A 19,396-nucleotide genomic window follows, 5' to 3' on the forward strand; every position below is an offset into this window, starting at 1 on the left:
TTCCCCCTTCCCACCCAAGACGCGCCTACTCGACAGGGCCCATCTGCGCGTTCCGCCGGGCCGGTAACCCAGGATCAGCCCAGGCGAAGCGAAGCGGCATATTTCCGCAGCAGGTCGGCCATCGCGGTTCGGGCATGCGCCTTGTTGCCGATCACGATCTCGGGATGGAGTTCCTCACCGAACGGCGTACGATAGCCATGGGCGAGATCGCCGCTTCTATCCTCAATGACGACGATGCGGTGGCCGCGCGGTTGTGCCGGACCGGCGTAGCGGGCGGTGAAATCGCCAAGGCGTCCGGACAGCCCGGCGGCCATTTTGCTCCACCGGATATGGCCGGCGGCGAACTGGTCACCGGGCGCGCGACCGCGAGCGAGCCAGAGCCGGAATTGCGCGCGCTGCTGGAGCACCGAATTGCGGGTTCGCTCCATCGTTCGCGCGAGCGGCAGGATATCGGCTTCGGCATCGAGCCGGCCGAGTTCCGCATCGCCCGCGACGATCAGGATATCGCTATAGTCGCCCTGGCGCAGCATCTGGCGGAGCGCGGTGGCATCGCCAGGCGGTGGGGCCGGCAAACCCGATAGCCGATGCAGCCCGGTGTCGGCGCTGACCATAAACTGGGCCGTAGCCTCATGGCCAGGCCGCTCGTGCAGCATCGCGAGGATGCCAATCGCGCCTGTCTCGCGTTCCGAGGTGCCGAGCAACAGCAAGCGCCGATGCCAGGACGCGGGTGCCGGGATGTCAGTCGGGCTTGGCCATTGGCTGGGAAGCGGCCGCGTGGCGCGCGGCCATTCAAGGTGCGCGATCTCGGCCCGAGAGGCCGTAAATGATCGCCGTGCGGCATCGAAGATGTCGTCGGGCTGACCGCCGCCATCCAGAAACCCCTGTTGGTAGGCGAGGCGGCGGACCTCCTGTTCCCCTGCGCGGTATGGTGACGGTGGACGCGATTCCCATCCAGCCTCGGCTGCATAGCGACCATCCGCATAGGCATACGCGGCGTCCCAGTCATAGCCATGGACGTCGCGAGCATGGAGGATGAAGGCCTTGCGGCCGTCGGTGCTCCCCTCGGCGATCTGGCGCTCGACGCAGGCGAAGTTCGCGGACTGGCGCTGCCGTTCGGTCTCCAGCCCTATCGCCTCGTTGAGCGGGCGAAGCGCCTGGACGCGCTCGCGGCCACGCGCCATGCGCTCGTCCAGCGGCGCGTCGTTCGGCAGATCGGGAAAGCGGCGCCAGGCGTCGGCGAGCGCATGCGCATGGTGGGCCGGACGGCCGTGCGCCATCCAGCATCCCGCATCGGCGGGATCGAAGTCGTTGGTCATGGGCACTTCCGATCCGGAGTGTCAGCGGCTGGCGAGCAGCACGTCGAGGGCGCGCGCGAACACATCGTCGCCGGCGTCGTTGACGATGACAGCATCGGGATTGGTGGCACGCACGGCACGAGCGATGATCGCGAGCGGACGCTTGCGCAGCGGATACTGCAGGATCTGATCGTGTTCGATCGCAATCAGATTGGTGCGGAGAAGGCGTTTGAGGCGTTTTCCCTCGACGGCGCGAGAAAGAAGATCGCTCACCTCGATCTCGAGATCATGGTCGCAGGCAAGGTCTTCGCCAAGGCTGCGCGGGAGTCTATTGGCCGTGAGCCAGGCATTGACCTCAGCCTCGGTCCAGCGGCCGACCTGACGATAGAAGTCCGCCCCGCCCGTTCCCTGGTTGCGAGCGTGAAAAGCAAGCTCGCCATCGATCCAGACCTCGGCGGTAAAGGCGCTCGTTTCCTGCGAGAGCGCGGCGTTGTAGGAGACGCGCCGTAGTTCTATGTTCATGGGGAAGCTCCAGACTGCTCCACCAAACGGAGCGCCTTTCCCTTCCTCCTCCCCTTCTTGCGATCAGGCGGGGCTATCCTCGTGCCGTCGGCATTCCGCGTCGTAGGAGCAGCTATTCTCAAACTCGGGATCGTCCGCTTCGTCGACCAGAAAGCCGGTGATCTCCTCGGCGGGCTCCGCTTCCAGCACCGCGGCGGTGTTGGGAAGGAGGTGAACAGGGAAGATCCCGCTCCCGACGATCGCTTCCGCCTGGCGCATGGCGCCTGCGTGATCCTCAGCGGTCACCGCGACTTTCACCCTGATCGTCGTATACACATGGACAAGGTGCAGTTTCATGCTGGCAGCTCCGACCAGCCACCGGCGGCACTGATCCAGACCATGCCCAGCGCGCCGGGCTGCGTCTCGAACTGCTTTCCGTCTTCGGCAATGGCATGACGGACGGTAATGCTGCCGCGGTCGTTGGCCCGTAGCGGAGCGCGGCCATCCAGCACGATCAGGTCGCCGCCCCCGCCCGGCATGTGAACCACGTCGCCGGGTTTGACCTTGGCGGCGAGAACGCGGCCAATCGTATAGTGAAGAGTCCACTGGTTCTGGGTGATCGAGGTCATGCGCATTGTCCTTCCAGGGGTTCGTTCGCGCTGCCCTGCGGCAACGGGATCGGAACGGACTGGCCGCTCGCGAGATTGATGAAGCCGCCCGCGTGGCCGATGGAGCCTCGACCGAGCAGCTCGAACAGCAGCGCAAGAGCGTGGCTCGCCATGACGCGGTTGACGAACAGCGACTGGCGTTCGAGCGCCTCCGCGACGGAGCAGGATGGCGTATCGTCGTCCGGCACGCTGTCGTCGGCGAGTTCGGGGAAATATTCGAGCACGGTCGGGAGGCGCCGGCGATCCCTGCTCGCGGCCCTGCCGGGACAGCCGATCAGATACTGACCGTCGCTCGCACGATTGCCGAGATCCATCCAGTAGGCGGGACTGTTCCGTTCCTCGGCCAGCGCCGCTCCGATCGCGCGGCGGGCAGACGCCGTGTCGACACAGGTGATGAGGATATCGGCGCCTTCGACACCGACCTTCCCGGGCGCGCGCCCGTGAACCGCCTTCCAGGCGAGGCCGTGCGCGAGGTTGATCCGCTCGGTCAGCGTGCGCGCCTTCGAATTGCCGATGTCGCAGCGAAAGAAGGGCTGGCGGCCGAGGTTGGCTTCGGTGACAATATCGTCGTCGACCACGGTGACATGAAGCGATCGCGAGGAGATCGCGCGCAATGCGGTGTCGAGCGAAGCTAGCCCCATCAGCATCTGCGCGCCGTTGCCGCCGCAGCCTACGAGCAGAACCTTGAGTGCGCGGTCGCCGAATTCGGCGGGAAGATAATGGCGGTCGCTGGTGTCAGGGGGCATGAGGATCTCCTGCGAATGGGCTGCGCGGCAGCGGAAGAAACATGCCGCCGGCGCAGAGACGCGACGCTCTCGTGGGGCCGTCAGGCTGATCCAACCGGCCGAACACAAGCGATATCTTGGTCGCGTGCGCGTCGTCGGCATCGTCGGTGGCGCTGAAAAAGGCCGCTCCGGTGCCATGGCTATGGATATCGCAGACGATGTGCCAATCGGGCGGCAGGACCGGCGTGCGATAGACGAGGCGCGAGGGCGTGGCTTCGTCGATGACGGGGAACTCGACGGCGAACCCTCGCGTAGCCTCGTTCCAGAGAACGAATGCCGCTGCCTCATTGGGCAGCGCGGCCCGCAGATGGTCGAGGATCGATCCGAGATGTGCGCCGGGGATGAATCCGCAGCGCAGGTCTGCCTTGGGCCCGCCGACGCTGCCATAAGGAAGGTGCGCGGCGATCGGCGGCGTGACGGGGATGTCGAGCGCGAGCCACGGACGGCGCAGGATCAGCAGGACGCCGTCCTTGCCCACGGCGAGGCCGCGTCCGACGCGAGCGGCGCGAAGCGCATCGAGGGCGGGCGATCCTCCGTGACGCGGGACCGGATAGCAGGGCACATCGGCAAGCAGCGCGGCCGCCGTGGGCTCGTCGGCGAGCGAGACGGTCATCTCGAGCCTCCTGTCAGCATTCCGACTGTTATCGGCTCGGTCGATGCGCGCCGTCCCTGTCGCCTGTCGCTCGCGCCGAACGGCTTGAGACGCTTGACCGGAAAGCGCCTCGCCCGGCGGGCGGCAAGATCGTCCCAGAGCCGGACAAGGCCGCCCTTGCCGCTGACGGTGAACTCCTGGCCGGGATTGGGGTGCGTCGACCAGCTGTCGAACACCGCCCGTTCGAACTCGGGGATGGAGGAAGCGGCAAGCGCGCGCGGTATCGGGATATTGCCCCAGCAAAGCGCGCCATTGACGAAGACATTGAGGATCGGTGAGTGGAGCAGGCGCGTCTCGGCGACGGGGCGCTCATTTGCAGGGAGCGCATAGACGCCGAGACGTGACCGGGTGGCGATGAACAGATGTGCCGGATAGGGAACGGGCACCACGGTTCGTTGCGTCAGGACCCGAAGCCCCGCCAGGCGTGTCGACAGGTTGAAATAGGCCGGGCGCACCTGTTCCGGCACCCACCAGGCGAGCATGTCGGGGTGAGCGACCAGCACGTTTTCCGGGAGCAGCTCCGGCCGGACTGTTCGCCCGAGGGCTTCGGTCCATTGCCGCAGGTGTGCGCGTGACAACGGGACGCCCGAAGCGATCACCGGCCGGCCCTCCTCGTCATGCTCGACGGCGTGCATGCTGGCGAATGCCGCCGTGTCCCCGCGATGGGGGCCATGGGAACTGAAATTGCGCGGACCTTCGCTGCGATAGAGCAGGATCGCGCCCCTCAGGACCAAACCGCCGCCAGCGGCTTCGAACTGGGTTGAATGGTCGGACATGAGTCACCTCAAAGCTGGGTTGGATCAAGCTGGATCAGCTCTTGCGCCGCGAGCAGGAATTCCGCGCCTACCGCCAAGGACGCGAACCAGTCGTCGATGTGGCCTGAATCCGCGTCCGGCAGCGGGCAGAGCCCGGCGACCTCCATGAAGCCCATCTCCATGCCGTTGCGGCCGACGTCGTCCAGTTCGCGCGCGAAGTGATCGAAGGGAACGAGCGTGAGCGGTGGAAGGGACGAGCATTCCTCGATGCCGGGGATATAGTCGTAGGCGACCTGGAGATCGAAGTCCCAGGCGTTGCGTTCGGGCCGAAGAGCGCCGACGGCTTTATGCGCGGCGTGAAATCTCTTCAGCGTCCGGCGCAGACCCGCCGGGAGCCGCGCTGATGGCGCCGCATTTTCCTCGATCATCCATTCGGGCCGACGCGCGTTCATCTCGGACGGCAGCGTGAGTTCGTCGAGCTCTTCCGCGTCCGCGCCGTGATAGGCTATCAGGCTTTGACGCGCGGCTTGGTCGTCGATCTCGCCATCCCAATAATACATCGAGATCTCGTTGAAGAGATCCTCGTATCCGAAAATCGGAAGGACACGACCAAGGCATTGTTCAAGCGCCCTGTAAGCGGCGGCACGCCAGGGAATGGGGGCATCGCCGGTTTCGATCCACCCGAGATCGATCTGGCCCAGACTCTGGCAGATCACGGCAATCGCGGGCGTGCCATCCTCCTCGTTGAGAATGACGGCGACCCTGAAGTCGGCGAGTTCGATGGGATCTAGGATCTTCAGCACGGCGGCGTTGAAAGCGCCTTCGATATGTCGACGGGCCTCCGGGCGAGTGAACAGCCTCGCCGACGTTTCCCGCGTGGCGACCCAGCGGCCGATCAGCTTGTGATGGGGCGGCAGGGGCACATCGAATATCACGGGGATATCCGCCGAGATCGCGACGGCACGCCCCGCAAGGTCAGCCGAGCGGCGGGAGGCGCAAGGCGGAGGGAGATGCAAGCGGTTCGGGAGTTTCGCGGTTCCCGTCATAGGGGTCGGCGAGGAACCGCGCATGGAGCGCCTGGGCCTGGCTGCTGCAGGCAAGCTGGGAGATATCGGTCGAGTTGCCATCGTTCTCGATCCATTCGAGGAGGCTTTTGCGGGATGCGGCCGGGATGGCCGGGCGTTTGCGGTGCGGCATGGATCAGCCCTTGGTGCCGACCGCGCGGCGATACTCGGTGACGTGCGCGCCACCGGTCACACCGGCGTCGACCATCTCGGCATTGAGGATCGCCGGATACAGGGTGGCGTGATAGGCGCGCAGGGCATCCGGGTCGCCCGCGAGATGCGGCGGCACAGGAAGGTCGATGCCGTCATAGCGATACACACGCGCGAGTTGATTGATCTGCATATGAGGTCTCCGGGTTGATGATGATGGAACGGTTCGAGCGGCGGCGCTCAGAACAGGGTGGCGGGCTCATCCGCCTTGGCGCCGGTCGGCGGGCTGGTCGGCGTCTGGATTTTCGGCGGAGTGGTCGGCGCCGGGGGCTTGCTCGCCGCAGCCTTGGCAGCCTTTGCCTTCGCGGCTTCCGCGGCGGCGGCCTTGGCATCCTCGTCCGCCTGCCGCTGCTCGGCGATCTGGTCGGCGAGCGTCCTGCGCGTGGCGATGAGCTGGCCGAGCGCGCCGTCCGAGCCACGGGCCAATTCCGCATCGATCTCCGCGGCGCTCGCGGTGATCGAGATCGGCCGGGTCTCGCTGGATTCGAGCGCAGCAGACTTGGGGTCCGCCTTGCGCGGAATGATGGTCAGGGTGACGGTCTCGTCGGGGCCGGCGACCAGATCGAAGCCGAGCGAATAGCGGGCGAGCAGCGGGAGCAGGCTTGTAACAAGCATATCGGTAGTCCTTTGTCCGGGGGTGTAGGGAAGCGGGTCAGGCAGCAAGTTCTGCGATCGGCGCTTCGGCCTGGCGGGCAGCGCGGTCCGGCGGCGGGCCATAAGTGCCGTCGAGGGTCATGGCGCTCGGCAGGCGCCCAGCCCAATCGAAGCCGATGCGATTGAGCATGCCGATAATCAGCTCGGGCTTCTTTGAGCCAAGCATCTTCGCGAAACGCTTCTCGCCTACATGCGCGATCAGGCCGCATTCCTGGGCGATGAATTTAAGCTCGCCCTTCGTGTATCGCTCGAGAAACGACTGATCGACCCGCCAACTATCGCGCAGGTCGACCTCGAACATCTTGGCGAGATCGGCGACATGGCCGAAACTGACCACATCCTTGGCGTAGGCGGCGCCGATGACGGAAAGCACATTCACGGCGCGGGCGTCGGGCAGCGCGCGGATCGCTGCGATCTTGGCGCTATAGTCGTGGTCCGGAAACGCGGGGCCGACCAGCAGGCCGGCGCGCGACGTCAGCGTATCGGACTTGATCTGCGAGAGCGTGCCCGACATCGCCGCGACAAGGACGGTCGTGCGAGCGTGCTCGGCATTGCCGGCGAGCGCCCGGGCAAGCGCGGTTCGCCACGTCGCCTCGCGAAGCTCGGCGGTGCGGGCCGCGAGGGATTTGCCGTTGACGGCTGGCTTGTCCACCGTACTGGCGCTGGTAGCTAATTTTACCGGGGCGGCGGGCGTCGTGTCACGCGTTCCGCTGCCATCCAGGTTCGAGGTGGTGTATTCCGAGCGCGGCTGAGCGTCGGTCGATGCTACGGTTTCCTCGATCGCATCATCGTGGTCGTCGTCTTCGACCGCCTCGATCGGCGGAGATGCCGCCCTTGCCGCCTTCGCGGCGCGCTCCTCCTGCTCGAAACGGATCACCTCAGCCGCTTCGGCCTTGAGTTCGAAGCACGCCGCGTTGGTGCAATAGCCGTCTTCGACATGGGTTTCGAAAAGCGCGCGCTGCTTAGCCGAGTTGAATGAGCAGGTCGTGCATTCACTCTTGTCGAAGCACGCGCTGCCGAGATGCTGCGTGACGCGCATCAGCAGTTCACGCGTCTTGTTCACGTCGAGACCGGCTTTCAGGATCGTTTCGAGGGCCTTGTCCTGCTTGTCGCCGGGAACCGCGGCGAGCAGTTCGGCATGGCCGAGCTTGATCCGGCGTTCGTCGAGCGCGGTCTTGACCACCTCGGAGAGATTGGCGAGCGCCAGGCGTCGATCGAACTTGTCCCGCGACCATCCGAGCCGCCGTATTGCCTCGGCCCGGTCGCCCTGGCACGCCGCGAGGTAGCGGACGGCGGCATCCGCCTGCTCCGTCTCGGACGGGTCGTCACGGTCGTCGTTCTCGGCGATCGCGGCTTCGAGCGCTTCCTGATCCGTCATCTCGCGGATGATGACCGGCACTTCGCCGCTGGCGCCGTAAACCTCCAGCCCCGCCCTGTAACGGCGCTCGCCGGCGACAATGGCAAAGACGTCACCCCGCGGACGAAGCAATATCGGCTGGATTATGCCGCGCAGCCGTACCGAAGCTACCATTTCCTCGTGCTTTTTTCGGTCGAAGTATCGGCGAGGGTTGTCCCCTTTGACGATTCTGGAGAGCGGCAGCGTGGTGGGCCACCGTGTCTGTGGTGCATTCAAGGCTGATCTCCTGGTAGAATGAGCGGAGCGCAGCTGACCCTCAGGCCACTTGCGACACCCATCCCCTTCCCCCTCCCCCTCCCCCTCCTGACCGGTAACGGTCGTTCCAGTCGTTGAAGCCTCCATCCGGAAACAGCGTCTCGATCTTTCGTCCGGGCAGTGCATGGACCTCATTCGCTCGCCGCGCGCCATGACGGCCTGCCGCGTCATCATCCGGGAGCAGGATCAAATGCTCGACCCGTTCCGGTACTGTCACCAGCGGTAGCCGATCCGCGCCGAGTGAAGCCCAGACCGGAATGCCGAGCAGGATGTGTGCAGACCAGGCCGTCTCCCAGCCTTCTGCGAGACCCAGAATATTGGTCGTCGCCCCGAAACGAACCGAGCCGCCGAGCGGGCGACCAAGCAGAAGCTTCGGCGGATCGAGATCGTTGGCCGGCAATCCGGTATGGGGATCGACAAATAGCCGCTCCACTGCGATCACCCCAACGTCAGCTTCGAGCGCAGCGAGCAACGCGGGTCGGAAGCAGACGTCAGCGCCGCGGCCAAGTGGTACTCCGTCATGATAACGCAACGCCGAATGTGGCCCGGTGAAACCGCGCATTGCCGCATATCGGCTCGCCGGCGTGTCGGTAATTGGACGCGCCTCTTTCCAAAGTGAACGAATACGGCCAGCAAGTTGTCGCTCGCGGCCGTGGGCATACGCCAATTCGACTTCGGCATCAGCAGTCGGGATAGGCTGTCGACCGGCGCGAAGCGCTCGGATGACGTCAATGGTCGAGCAACCGGCAAAACATCTGAAGAGGACGCTACGTTCGCCGACCCGAACCGACAGGCTTGGCTTGTGATCGTTGTGCGCCGGGCAACGGCACATCACGCCTGACGGCTTCCACTCGCTGCCGAGCGATTTGACGATCCGCGCAGCGGCGGCATGCAGGCGAGGGTCAGCGCTGGTTCGTGAAAGAGCCATGGGAAACACTCCGGTTTGAGCTTGCTTCCCAAACCAAAGCCCCCTTCTCTTCCGACGTTTTTTCCCACCAGACCTAATCGATGGGATTGTAGGGTCTCGTCAGGCAAGGAAACGTTGCCGGTGTGACCTCTTTGGTATCGCGCTGGCGGTTCAACGTTGTTCGACAAGCATCCCTGTCCCGGAAAACTGCGATTCTATGGAGTACTCGCCGGCCATGTCTCGCGCGCCGGACGTCTTTTCAGGCCCGTCTATTTGCGTGGTTTGATGTTGTTCTTTGACCTGAGGAGCGAGACCGGTGGCGGGCAGCCGCTGATGAGGCTGCGAACGAACTACCACTCCAGGGGCAATGATCCTGGGGCCGAGTGGTGTCTGTGCACGGAATAGTGCAATCTTGGAAGGCTTGAGCAAATCCGGTCAAGAGAGTTCGAAAACAGGCATCCATTTTCTCTCGGCCAGAGCTGGTTAACCGAACATAGGTGCGACGCTTGTCGAGAGGATCAGGCAAGCGTTCGACAATGGCTTGTGCCTCCATTTCAGCCAGACAGTGCCGGGCTGTCATTTCTGAGGCCTTTGAAGCACGCCATAAACTCGTCAGCGAGGTTTTCAGATCTTGGCTGTCACGCCAATAAAGATCAAGAAGCATCTCGCCACCTGGGTCCGAGCAGAGTGAGCCAAACAATCCCGCCAGTTGCGTCCTGCTTGTGATGATTGACTTACAAAGAGTCGAAAAAACGGCCAGTTGACCGTCCTCTTCCAACATGGATTCAATTCGGCGTTGATACTGCATGGGTGATATTCTCCGTCCCATTTCGCGGGTCGCCGCAGAAATTGACGCGGACCGCTCGGTTGTTTGCCCCCCGGCATCGTCGAAACGGAATTTAATCACCCGATCATGGCTTGAATTATTATTGGGTCAATCCGCCTTTTGGCGGGGAAACCCCGTTGCCGATTTAGCTATTCCTGCGTCGGAACGCGGATAACGAACATGTCAGCGATAGCTGTTCAATATTGGCTCCCATGTTCGTCGCGGACCCGCAACAGTAATTGGGTAAATAGCTGAAGAAAATGGAGAAAGCCCATGAAGCTCGCTGTCTATAACGTTGAAAACCTGTTTGATCGCGCCAAGGCGATGAATCTCGATAGCTGGGAAGAAGGCCGCCCAGTTCTGGAGAAGTTCGCTACACTCAACGGACTTCTAGGTCAGATCACCTATTCTCCTGCCGAAAAAACCCGGATGGTCGAGTTGATGCACGACCTCGGCCTTGAGAAATCCGACACCGGCCCGTTCGTCATCTTGCGACGCAACCGCGGCGGTTTGTTGCGACGGCCCAAGGATGGTGGCGTCGTGATCGAGGCAGACGGACGCGCCGATTGGGTGGGCTCGCTGGAGCTTCGCGACGAACCAGTCAATGAACATGCGATGCGCAACACCGCGCGGGTTATCATGGATCTTCAGGCCGACGTGCTCGGCGTCATCGAGGCGGAAAGTCGCCCGGTTCTGTCAGCGTTCAACACCGAGATTCTCCCAGCGCTCGGCGGCACGCCGTTTCGCCATGTCATGTTGATCGACGGCAATGATGATCGGGGCATCGATGTCGGACTGATGAGCCGCGAGGGCTTTCCGATTGGAACCATGTGCAGCCGCGTCGACGACCGGCTGCCGAACGGCAAGCCAGTCTTCTCGCGCGACTGCCCGCAGTTCGAGGTGACGACACCGACCGGCGAGACGCTGCTGGTGTTGGTCAACCACCTCAAGAGTAAGGGTTATGGCGGCAAGGCTGCGTCCGACGCCAAACGCAAGGCGCAGGCCGAACGGATTGCGGAAATCTATAAAGGACTGATCGACAACGGCGCGCGCCATGTCGCTATCATCGGCGATTTCAACGACACACCGTCGAGCCCCCCACTCGCCCCGCTGCTCCATCACACCGAGCTTGCGGACATTTTCACGCATCCTGCGTTCGACGATGGTGGTTATCCTGGCACCTATGGACTGTGCAACGCGGCCAATAAGATCGACTATATGCTGCTGTCGCCTTCGCTGTTTGAGCGTGTGCGATCTGGGGGCGTGTTCCGCACCGGCATGTGGCCAGGCTCGCGGCCCAGGCGCTGGGAGGCCTATCCCGAAGTCGGCAGATCGGCCGATGCAGGGTCGGATCATGCCGCTTTGTGGGCGGAAATCGACCTTTGACGGAGACTGCGATGCGCGTACTCATCCTCGACGGCCATCCCGACGCAGGCCGGTTTGTCAGCCATCTCCTCGATACCTATCAGGCCGCGCTTGGCCAAGAGGTCGAGATCGAGCGTATCGCGGTGCGCGATCTTGCCTTCGAACCGAACCTGCGGCGCGGCTATAAAGAGGTTCAGGGTTGGGAGCCCGATCTGGAACGGATCGGCGCCGCCATTGCGGCCTGCGATCATCTGGTGGTAGGCTTTCCGATGTGGTGGGGCAGCGAGCCAGCGCAGCTTAAGGGGTTGATCGACCGGGTTTTGCTGCCCGGCTTCGCTTTTCGGTATCACAACGACGATCCCTTCTGGAGCCGGCTGCTGGCGGGACGCTCGGCGGATGTCCTGATTACCACGGATACGCCTGCCTTCTTTCTTTGGCTCGCCTACGGAAACCCGGTCGTGCGCCGCTGGCGTGGCCAGATTCTGGGTTTCTGCGGCTTCAAGCCCGCACGGATCACCACATTCGGGCCAGTCCGTCAGGGCGGCGTCCAGAAGAACATCGCCGCATGGCGGAGAAAGGTCAAACGGCTCGCGACAACGACCTCCGGCCTGAAACGTGCCACAAAGCTGACAGCCGTTCTTCCGAGCTAGAGAAACGGCATTCTCTTGATCTTATATAAGATATTTAGAAGTGATATATTCCGATACACTCATCATTGTCGGTCCATTCGCAGAATCGTTTTCGAAAGCACCGTGGCAGTACGGGAGAAGATAATGTCCAATGACACCCTAACCGATACTGAAAAGACCCGTTTTACTCTCGCGCTTGTCGAGCAATGTGTACGCAACACCTTTTTGGAAACGCTACACTCTGGCACAGTGCCCGACAGCGCCACCGGTGACTATGGCGACGTAAAAGTCGTAACGCCCTTTGGGGAGATTGCCTGGACTCAACTCTCTCGTATCTCCGACGCTGAGATGAAACAGTTGATGATCGAGATCACCAACAAAGTGTTTACGTTCCTGACTTATCCAGAGGACCTCGCGACGCTGGGGCCTGCAGCGCGCTGGAAAAAACCAGAAATCGATCCCGCACTTATGCGCCAAGCTGAACGGCAGCGCGCCTTAAGACTGGCGCAATAATAGCAAGCGCGGCGACTCTCCTTATGGTTCGGATCGGACCGCACAACGCATTCTAATCGACGGATTTGACGACTGGCGTGACAGTGAGAGCAGTTGCATTCACGGAGCCGAATGCGAGAATGCTCGAATAACGTTCATCCAGTCCTCCGCGGGACCGCGCACCGCTCGACATGACCCAACTAAACGAAGAGCCAGCAGCGCGCTGATGCGGTAGGTGCCGGGACCAATATCCCATTTCTTTGGTGGCTTGGGCTCTTTGTTCCGCCTCTGGAGCGCCATCGCGTAACGCGGTCAGCATATCTCCCAGCAATGTATTCGTATAAGCAAAATAAGGGGCGCCCAATCTCCGCGCCATCGACAACGCGCGCAAAGCTTCCGCCGCCGCCGCCACCCGGTCGTCCGGCGCAGTTCCTATCAAAAGGCTGCGGGCCAGAAGAACATGGCTGTCGGGAATCCAACCGAATTGTCCGGCAAGCTTCGGCGCCCATTGCAGGGCCTCGCGCTCCTCGATGGCAGGGAAGCGAACTGCACACAGCATCGCCAGGATCGTAGTCCACGGATCTTCGGGAATGTCCCCCGAAATATAGTCGGTGACCGGCGTGCGGCGCGTAAAGTCGCTCCAAATCCCCTGTCCCTCGGATCCAACCGCCGAGGACAAGGCCCTGGATAGCGATTGTTTTTCCAGATCGACCGGCGCGACGTCGAGGAGCAACCCTCCTGACGGGTCCAACGCAAATTCGACGGTCACACCACCGGCGAACAGTGGCACCAGCGTCCGCTCGACCCTTAGCCCTTCGATAGAAACGGACAGCCTCAGCCGTGCGCCGTCTGCGGGCAAGGGCATTCCTCTCGCATCACCCTTGCTGGAGATGAGCGTGATGTGGTCGCGCTGGATGTGCAGCCGCGCACTCTTCACATTTTCAAGCACGGCGCCATGATCAAAAGCGTCAGCGCGATCGCGCGCTTTCGAGAAGGAGGTCGGCCAAGGACCCACATAGGGCCGCCAGCCACCATAACCCATGGGCCTGGTATCGACCGAGAGGCCAATCGAAAAACGGCGTGCATCAATAGGCGCACTTAACTCTTCACGCCCAGTAAACGAGCCGCTGTCGTCCACCAACGCCGACTTGTTCGCATGTCCGGGCGGGAGGCCCAAATCGACATGGTCGTCAATGTCGTCGAAGCCAGCCTCGCCGTCAGAATCGTCATCGCTTGCGGATGAGGCCGCACCCATCTCCCGTACTTGCGGTCCTGTCGTAGAAAAACCCTCCGTCGGCTTCGACCACACGCTGCCGGAAAACTGCTCCAGCCAGTCCTTGGAAACCGATGATCCGGACAATTCCGACAGCGCTGGCGCGTCTATTCTGTCGGTAAGGTCATCGACAACGAAGGAATAAAAGGTCGGCGCTTCACCCAGCGGCTCGATGACAGCGGCATAGGCGCCGGGAACCACGTCCTGGATCATCACCTCGCGATTCGAAGGCGTGGTCATACTCTCCGAGCCAACGCCTCGTCTTTCGAGTTGCATCTCACCTTGCGGTCCCAGAATCCGAATTCGGGCCGCGACAGCGTCGGGGGGTGCCAAGAAGGACACAGTTTTCAAGCGCTGCCTCCACTCATCGGACATTGACCAGATGATGATAGAGCGACCGATTGGGGCAGAACACCTGCTCGACATCGCGATAACCGCTACCGTTTGTGAACGACGCGCTGACGAAATGCGGATAGATGCTCGCTCGCATCGGCTGCGGCCAACTGTCGGCAGCAATCCCAGGACAGGTGTGCAGAATTGCGCCTTGCGGGTCGCGGATACTCACTGTCCCGATCGAAAGCGCCTGGGTCGGATCGAGCACGACATTTACCGTCACATCGGGTGGCTCAGGATAGGTCACAATCGCCGCAGTCGTGGTCGGCAGCATCGGTGACACAGGCTCGAACGGTTGCCGCTGCCAGCGCTGCTCCAGTGAATAGAGGCTCTTCAAATCCTCATGAATCGCAATAGGATATGCTCCCCATTGCGCGGTTCCTGACGGATTGCGGGCGGATTTTCCGCGAAGAGCGCGCAATAAGGTCTGCGTAAAGCGACCTCCAGTCGTCGGACTGTCTTCGTAGGTGAAATAGCTGCTCGCAGCTGCCGCCATCAATGTGACTTTTTCAGTTCCCCCCACAAATGGATCGGAACGAATAAACTTCGCCCCGACACCGGGGTTTTGGACATACAAATCCGTCACCATCTCACCGCAGGCATCGACGAAAAGATACGCGGCCGACACATTGGGTGCCTGCTTGAGGCCGACACCCAGGTCGTACATGTTGAGGAATGCCCCCCAAGGATTGACCGGATTCTGATTAAGATCGGCCAGCAGCACGAAGGGCTGCGAGGTCACGGCGACGCCGTGACCGCAAATGAATACAATCCCGACATTTCCAGCCACGGAATTAAGCCGCGAGAGCCATTGGGTGCCTGCTGAGGTTACGTTGGCCGTGTTCGGCACACCGACCGCAGGATTTCCGCGCGGGTCTGAGGGCGCGTTGCCGTTCAACTGGGCTGGCTGGACACGAGCGTGCCAAGTATATTGACCATGAGCTGGTGCAGGACCGTTGGACAGCATTGCGATGGAAGCAAGCGGCTGATCAAGCGCGGCCTCGCCGATAAGCCAATCGCAAAAAGCGGCCGCGCCTGCGGAGGCACTGGGAAGGTCGCGCACGTCTTTAAGCAATTCGGGTGTAGTGCCTGGCACGAACTTGTCCATCTTGGCGTCTGGATAGGCACCGACGCCGATGATCAAGGCATGAGTTGCCGCGCCGTTGACCTGTCGTTGATAGATAAGCGTCATGCTAGCGCCTGCAGCCGCGACCGCAGACGCTCGAAGAAGCGGGGGCGCATGAAATAGCTGGTATGGGCGTCAATCACGCCCGCCATCGAACTGAACATGAAATCCTCGACGCCTTCGAATATCCCTTGGCAGCGGAAGCTCAGGACATCGACCGGGTCATAGACATTCCACCAATTCGCAACCGACGCCGGCTTTTCTGCCAGCGGATGATCAAGCGACGGAATCGACTCATCGCTTGCTGCAAACAGCTTGAGTTCCTCGAAGAAACCCGGTTGCGAGCCCACGGTCAGCAGAACGTCGATGCTGAAACCCGGCGGTAAACCAGCACCAACGGGATCGGTCAGGAGATCGTACAGGATGACCCCGCCAAGGCTATGGCCTACAACAACCAGCGGCTCAGCCTTCGCGGTTGCATCGGTGCGTGCTGCGAGCAACTCCGTTACCACCCGCTGACGAATATCAGTCCGTGCAGCGCCGGCGCGCAGATAAACGAACACGTCGCCGACGAACCTGGCAACCACCGGGTTAAGCTTGTCACGGGTAAGGCCGACAACGCCCGACGAAACCAGATTCCTGCCGCGATCCAGAACGGTGCCGGCGGCTGCCTTCAAGCGATCGAGCAGGCCGTAGGCGGCAGGAGTTTCGCGTTGGAGGCGCTCTCGCAAGGCGTCGATGAATGCCGCGTCGGTCATGTCGGGCTTGATCCAAGCCGGGGCGGGATTGACCTCGGCGTAGGCGGCGGCGGCCTGCATTTCAGAAAATTCCTCAGGATCAAGCTGCCGATTCTGCGTCGCTGCGGTCTCGATGAGCACCGTGTAGAGCGTGTCCACTGCAGCAGGGAAATCCACGGCCGCAATCTCTGAGATCGACACACCGCCAGTTGCGCCGACTGACGCACTGCCTCCGGCGAGGCTGAATGGCGTGGGCACGTCACCGCTGCGCGGCAGGCATTGCTCCCCAAAAGCGAAGGCAGCGCCGAGATCCCCCCAGAACGGATTGTGGATGCCCGCCTCTGCTCCGATCGCAAGTTTGCGGAACCGCTCATCTCGAAGCTGAATTTCGGCTGTATATGCTGGAGTCTGCCTTGTAGCGACGCCGTGCACAAACACCAATTGAGTCATTTTCTGGCTATCCCGCTTCTTGCTTAATCAGGCGAATAGTTCACCCTCGCCAAGCTCCGCTGGATCGACCGTCTTGAGTTCCGCAAGCGCGCCTTCAAAATCAGCGAACACGACACCTTGCCCCGCACCGACGCCGAAGCTGACCGTACCCGCTTTTACCGGGCGGAAAACGAGATCAAACTCTCCATCGTCACCCCGGTCGCCGGCGGAAAGCTCGATCGCCACGAAACCGAAGGCCAGATTCTTATCGCCTTCGTATGTGACGGTCGTGGTCGTCTCTGTGTCCTTGCCAACCGATAGCGAGCCACCGACCAACTCCTTGATCACCGGCACCTCAAGTTTGATGCTGCTATTATCGCGATTGTAAGCCGTGACACCCAGCTTCTTCGAAGCCACAATCTCTGTGAGTATGTAAAGGCGCCCCTTACCGAACAGATACTTCTTCAAGATCGGGTGATCCCACCGCACCTTGGACGCCTCTAGGTAGTCGCCGATCTCGATCGTATTGGCTCGGTGGCGCGTCACCCCGGTGTAGCTGAACTCGACTTTGCTGGCGCGCTCATAGGCCGCTTTCACGCCTAGATTACCGCCCATGGCGCCAATGATGTTGCCGAGTATATCGAGGCCAAGCTCGATAGGCAGCTTACTGCTCTTCTGGCCGTTAATGTTGGCGGCTTCGCCCGACGTAATCTGCGGAAGGTTGCCACCTTGTTCTTCGGCAAGCTGGCTCAGAGTCCCAATAATTCCGCGAGCACCCTTATATTCGCCGAGCAGGGCCAGAGGCGCCAAATCTTCGAGAGGATGCAGTATTACGTTTAGATTCAACGATTTGAGGTAGTTAACCGAACGGTCTGAACAAACTCCCATCGAAGCCCCCCTACAGTTTATGCCATCCGTCGATCGACTGATTTGGAAATGCCCCACAGAACCGATACGGAAGCAATCTGGACGTCTATTCTGCCCTATCATTGAAGACACTTCAGCAGGGAAATTTGGCAAAGAATTTTTTTACATCGAGTGGTTCGACGCCGCTGTTTCGCATTTGTTGTCTCTAGCTAGACGCGCGATGATCAGCAGATTCCGCAACGAATCATATTATCTCTTTGCTGACTGGAACGTAGCCTGATGAAAACGATGACGCCAACGCCAGACGCCAACGAACCCCTGCGCGCTTTCGTCGCGACGTTGCTCGACGAAACGCTCACGTCTGAGGACGCGCTCTATGCCGGCCTCGCAGGGGGCCTCCCCGGCCATGAAGCCTTTGGCAGCGACCTCATCGAAAAAGGACGTGCCGCGTTTCGCAATGCCCGAGGCGGTATTCAGAGAGCCATCTGCCCGCGCCTCCAAGAGCCCTGGGCGCAGGCTCTCATCACCTCGCAGCAAAGCGGAGATGCTATCGCGCTCGCTGCGGTAATCGCAAGCATCATCGGTTCGGCAGGAATTGGGCTCAATGCGGCGCTTGCCGCTGTCCTCGTCGTTCGTCTTGGTGCCCGCAATTTCTGCCCGAACCTACCCGCTTGATCGACAGAGCATCCATCGAGGCAGCATGGGCTACCATCGCCCATTTGCTCGACCCAGTGCATCAGGACGCCGAGGCTGATGCCTTGTTACGCAACCCCGAGGCCGAATCTCCGGGGATTGAGGCGGCCATCGTCCATATGGGGCTGGTAGACCGAACGATGGGCGGTGCGATCCAGGCGCTCGGGTACGACTTCGCGGCCGACCCCCTGCTCTGGACCCGTGCCAACGAAGCGACGCTTCAAGCCCGATGTCTGCAACAACTCAGCAGCTGGTGGAAGGTTAATCCGCAGGATGCAGCGTTGCTCCAAGACGTCGTAGTTCGCACAAGCTTCGGCACAAGCTACGGATTCGCTACACCTCAACACATCATCGTCGCACCGGTTCATTTCGTAATCGTGCCCTATGTCTACCAGGAGCTGCTGATGCTCTCCGCCCGTGCTTTCGATGAAGCGCTTGGACGCGGCGAGGACAAAGCATGGTCCGCGCTTGCAAACTCCGACACTGGCATCGCGCCATCAATGCCGCCAGCGATGCGTCGACTCTTCGCTCGCCTCCTGACCGATCATGCCTTCCATCCCGCAGAGCCTGGTGACAATCCTACTGATGCGCTCATGGCACGAAGCGAAATCCTGTGTCCCGACGGCAACCCTTACGAGCCCTACACATTGGAAAGCCATCTTTCCTACTCGGCGCTGGACTATGCACTATCCCACGAGCTCGCGCATCGGGTCCTTCACGCGATCAATCCCGATTTTGCCATCGACCAAGCCCTAGAGCAGGCGGCCGACCTTATCGGTTTCCGCTTCTTCGCGTGCAGTTGGGGCTGGCGCGACGACATATTCGAAGGCGCGCCGCTCAGTGAGGGAGGTCGCATCCTGCTCGGCCCTCTGTGGTTCTTTTATTCCGCTTCGATGTTCTTCACCCTGCGCAGCCTCCTTGCTGCGCGCGTGGCCGAGTTTGCACCAGGATCCGCCCTCGCACGCCGTCTTGCGTTCAAGGGCGAACCACTACTCGCCCTCACCGAGCGCTGGCACCGAGTCAAAGGACTTCTCGCACAATATGCCGAAGTCGCGGCCGTTTTCGGTGCGCCACTGTCAAAGCTCGACGGAGTAATCCTCGACCATCTGACCATAGCCCTATCGGGCTTTACCGATGCACTGCAGGGCTGGGTGGAAGCAATTCCGGAGGCCGACATCCTGTTCGCCGCCGAACTCCCCGAAATTTGAGATACGCCATTTGCCAATCTCGATGCACCACCAGGATTGCCATGGTTCGCGGAGATTGCCCCAACATTATTTGGGGCATTTCGTCCCAGCACTTGCCGTGTCGTTCCTTCTTGCCATCGGACGAGCAACGCCTTCCGTTTCGGTGGCCTTGAGCTCATGCTGCCTTCAGCCAGCCATGTTCATCGCGCCGGATTT

The 19,396-nt window shown here is 61.6% G+C and carries 22 protein-coding genes; 5 read left to right on the forward strand and 17 right to left on the reverse strand.

The genetic code is table 11. The features are described from left to right. Positions 1–74 precede the first annotated feature (74 nt). From LDB29_RS15600 to LDB29_RS15660, 13 genes are all read right to left on the reverse strand, one after another. Positions 75–1,277: a hypothetical protein gene (locus LDB29_RS15600; RefSeq protein WP_257554761.1), complete on the reverse strand. Its 1,203-nt coding sequence runs from the start codon at positions 1,275–1,277 to the stop codon at positions 75–77. 60 nt (positions 1,278–1,337) lie between these two features. Then, positions 1,338–1,817, reverse strand: coding sequence for a hypothetical protein (locus LDB29_RS15605; protein WP_257554763.1), 480 nt, complete (start codon positions 1,815–1,817; stop codon positions 1,338–1,340). A 63-nt stretch (positions 1,818–1,880) separates the two neighbouring features. Next, positions 1,881–2,153, reverse strand: a complete 273-nt coding sequence (locus LDB29_RS15610; RefSeq protein ID WP_257554765.1) for a hypothetical protein — start codon at positions 2,151–2,153, stop codon at positions 1,881–1,883. Further along, a complete protein-coding gene (locus tag LDB29_RS15615) occupies positions 2,150–2,425 on the reverse strand; it encodes a hypothetical protein (RefSeq protein WP_257554767.1) in 276 nt (91 codons plus the stop codon). Before LDB29_RS15615 ends, LDB29_RS15610 begins: the two co-directional genes overlap by 4 nt. Next, entirely contained in the window at positions 2,422–3,210 is a 789-nt protein-coding gene (locus tag LDB29_RS15620) for a PRTRC system ThiF family protein (protein ID WP_257554769.1), read from the reverse strand. Before LDB29_RS15620 ends, LDB29_RS15615 begins: the two co-directional genes overlap by 4 nt. Next, on the reverse strand, positions 3,200–3,862 hold the full coding sequence (locus tag LDB29_RS15625; RefSeq protein WP_257554771.1) for a PRTRC system protein A: 663 nt from the start codon (positions 3,860–3,862) through the stop codon (positions 3,200–3,202). The genes LDB29_RS15620 and LDB29_RS15625 overlap by 11 nt, the downstream gene beginning before the upstream one ends. Continuing rightward, positions 3,859–4,677, reverse strand: a complete 819-nt coding sequence (locus LDB29_RS15630; protein WP_257554773.1) for a PRTRC system protein B — start codon at positions 4,675–4,677, stop codon at positions 3,859–3,861. Before LDB29_RS15630 ends, LDB29_RS15625 begins: the two co-directional genes overlap by 4 nt. 8 nt (positions 4,678–4,685) lie before the next feature. Then, positions 4,686–5,591 carry a hypothetical protein gene (locus tag LDB29_RS15635; RefSeq protein WP_257554775.1) on the reverse strand — a complete coding sequence of 302 codons (906 nt, stop codon included), beginning with the start codon at positions 5,589–5,591 and terminating at the stop codon, positions 4,686–4,688. Positions 5,592–5,631: 40 nt separating this feature from the next. Further along, entirely contained in the window at positions 5,632–5,853 is a 222-nt protein-coding gene (locus LDB29_RS15640) for a hypothetical protein (RefSeq protein ID WP_257554778.1), read from the reverse strand. Positions 5,854–5,856: 3 nt separating this feature from the next. Beyond that, positions 5,857–6,063: a PRTRC system protein C gene (locus tag LDB29_RS15645; RefSeq protein ID WP_257554779.1), complete on the reverse strand. Its 207-nt coding sequence runs from the start codon at positions 6,061–6,063 to the stop codon at positions 5,857–5,859. 47 nt (positions 6,064–6,110) lie between these two features. After that, entirely contained in the window at positions 6,111–6,545 is a 435-nt protein-coding gene (locus tag LDB29_RS15650) for a PRTRC system protein E (protein ID WP_257554780.1), read from the reverse strand. 37 nt (positions 6,546–6,582) lie between these two features. After that, on the reverse strand, positions 6,583–8,217 hold the full coding sequence (locus tag LDB29_RS15655) for a PRTRC system ParB family protein (RefSeq protein WP_257554781.1): 1,635 nt from the start codon (positions 8,215–8,217) through the stop codon (positions 6,583–6,585). A 40-nt stretch (positions 8,218–8,257) separates the two neighbouring features. After that, complete coding sequence (locus tag LDB29_RS15660) at positions 8,258–9,184, reverse strand: toprim domain-containing protein (protein ID WP_257554782.1); 927 nt, start codon at positions 9,182–9,184, stop codon at positions 8,258–8,260. A gap of 1,078 nt (positions 9,185–10,262) precedes the next feature. On the opposite strand from LDB29_RS15660, the gene LDB29_RS15665 reads away from it, so the two are divergent. The 3 genes from LDB29_RS15665 to LDB29_RS15675 all read left to right on the forward strand — a co-directional run bounded on the left by LDB29_RS15665 (position 10,263) and on the right by LDB29_RS15675 (position 12,496). Beyond that, positions 10,263–11,375 carry an endonuclease/exonuclease/phosphatase family protein gene (locus LDB29_RS15665; protein WP_257554783.1) on the forward strand — a complete coding sequence of 371 codons (1,113 nt, stop codon included), beginning with the start codon at positions 10,263–10,265 and terminating at the stop codon, positions 11,373–11,375. Between the two features lie 11 nt (positions 11,376–11,386). Further along, a complete protein-coding gene (locus LDB29_RS15670) occupies positions 11,387–12,004 on the forward strand; it encodes an NAD(P)H-dependent oxidoreductase (RefSeq protein WP_257554784.1) in 618 nt (205 codons plus the stop codon). A 123-nt stretch (positions 12,005–12,127) separates the two neighbouring features. Next, positions 12,128–12,496: a hypothetical protein gene (locus LDB29_RS15675; RefSeq protein ID WP_257554785.1), complete on the forward strand. Its 369-nt coding sequence runs from the start codon at positions 12,128–12,130 to the stop codon at positions 12,494–12,496. A 52-nt stretch (positions 12,497–12,548) separates the two neighbouring features. Here the strand turns inward: LDB29_RS15675 and LDB29_RS15680 are convergent, their stop codons facing one another. The 4 genes from LDB29_RS15680 to LDB29_RS15695 form a co-directional block, all read right to left on the reverse strand. Then, positions 12,549–13,988 carry a hypothetical protein gene (locus tag LDB29_RS15680; protein ID WP_257554786.1) on the reverse strand — a complete coding sequence of 480 codons (1,440 nt, stop codon included), beginning with the start codon at positions 13,986–13,988 and terminating at the stop codon, positions 12,549–12,551. A gap of 124 nt (positions 13,989–14,112) precedes the next feature. Then, the gene (locus tag LDB29_RS15685; protein WP_257554787.1) at positions 14,113–15,333 is read right to left on the reverse strand and encodes a hypothetical protein; all 1,221 of its coding nucleotides are present in this window, start codon (positions 15,331–15,333) and stop codon (positions 14,113–14,115) included. Beyond that, positions 15,330–16,454, reverse strand: coding sequence for a hypothetical protein (locus tag LDB29_RS15690; protein ID WP_257554788.1), 1,125 nt, complete (start codon positions 16,452–16,454; stop codon positions 15,330–15,332). Before LDB29_RS15690 ends, LDB29_RS15685 begins: the two co-directional genes overlap by 4 nt. A gap of 27 nt (positions 16,455–16,481) precedes the next feature. Beyond that, on the reverse strand, positions 16,482–17,321 hold the full coding sequence (locus LDB29_RS15695; RefSeq protein ID WP_257554789.1) for a hypothetical protein: 840 nt from the start codon (positions 17,319–17,321) through the stop codon (positions 16,482–16,484). A 258-nt stretch (positions 17,322–17,579) separates the two neighbouring features. Here LDB29_RS15695 and LDB29_RS15700 point away from each other — a divergent pair, with 258 nt between their 5' ends. Then, positions 17,580–17,975, forward strand: a complete 396-nt coding sequence (locus tag LDB29_RS15700; RefSeq protein WP_257554790.1) for a hypothetical protein — start codon at positions 17,580–17,582, stop codon at positions 17,973–17,975. Beyond that, positions 17,972–19,201 (forward strand): hypothetical protein, encoded by a 1,230-nt coding sequence (locus LDB29_RS15705; protein WP_257554791.1) that lies wholly within the window; start codon positions 17,972–17,974, stop codon positions 19,199–19,201. The genes LDB29_RS15700 and LDB29_RS15705 overlap by 4 nt, the downstream gene beginning before the upstream one ends. Positions 19,202–19,396 lie beyond the last annotated feature (195 nt).

Origin of the sequence: Sphingobium sp. CFD-2, assembly GCF_024611135.1 — a bacterium.
Lineage (GTDB): Bacteria > Pseudomonadota > Alphaproteobacteria > Sphingomonadales > Sphingomonadaceae > Sphingobium > Sphingobium fuliginis.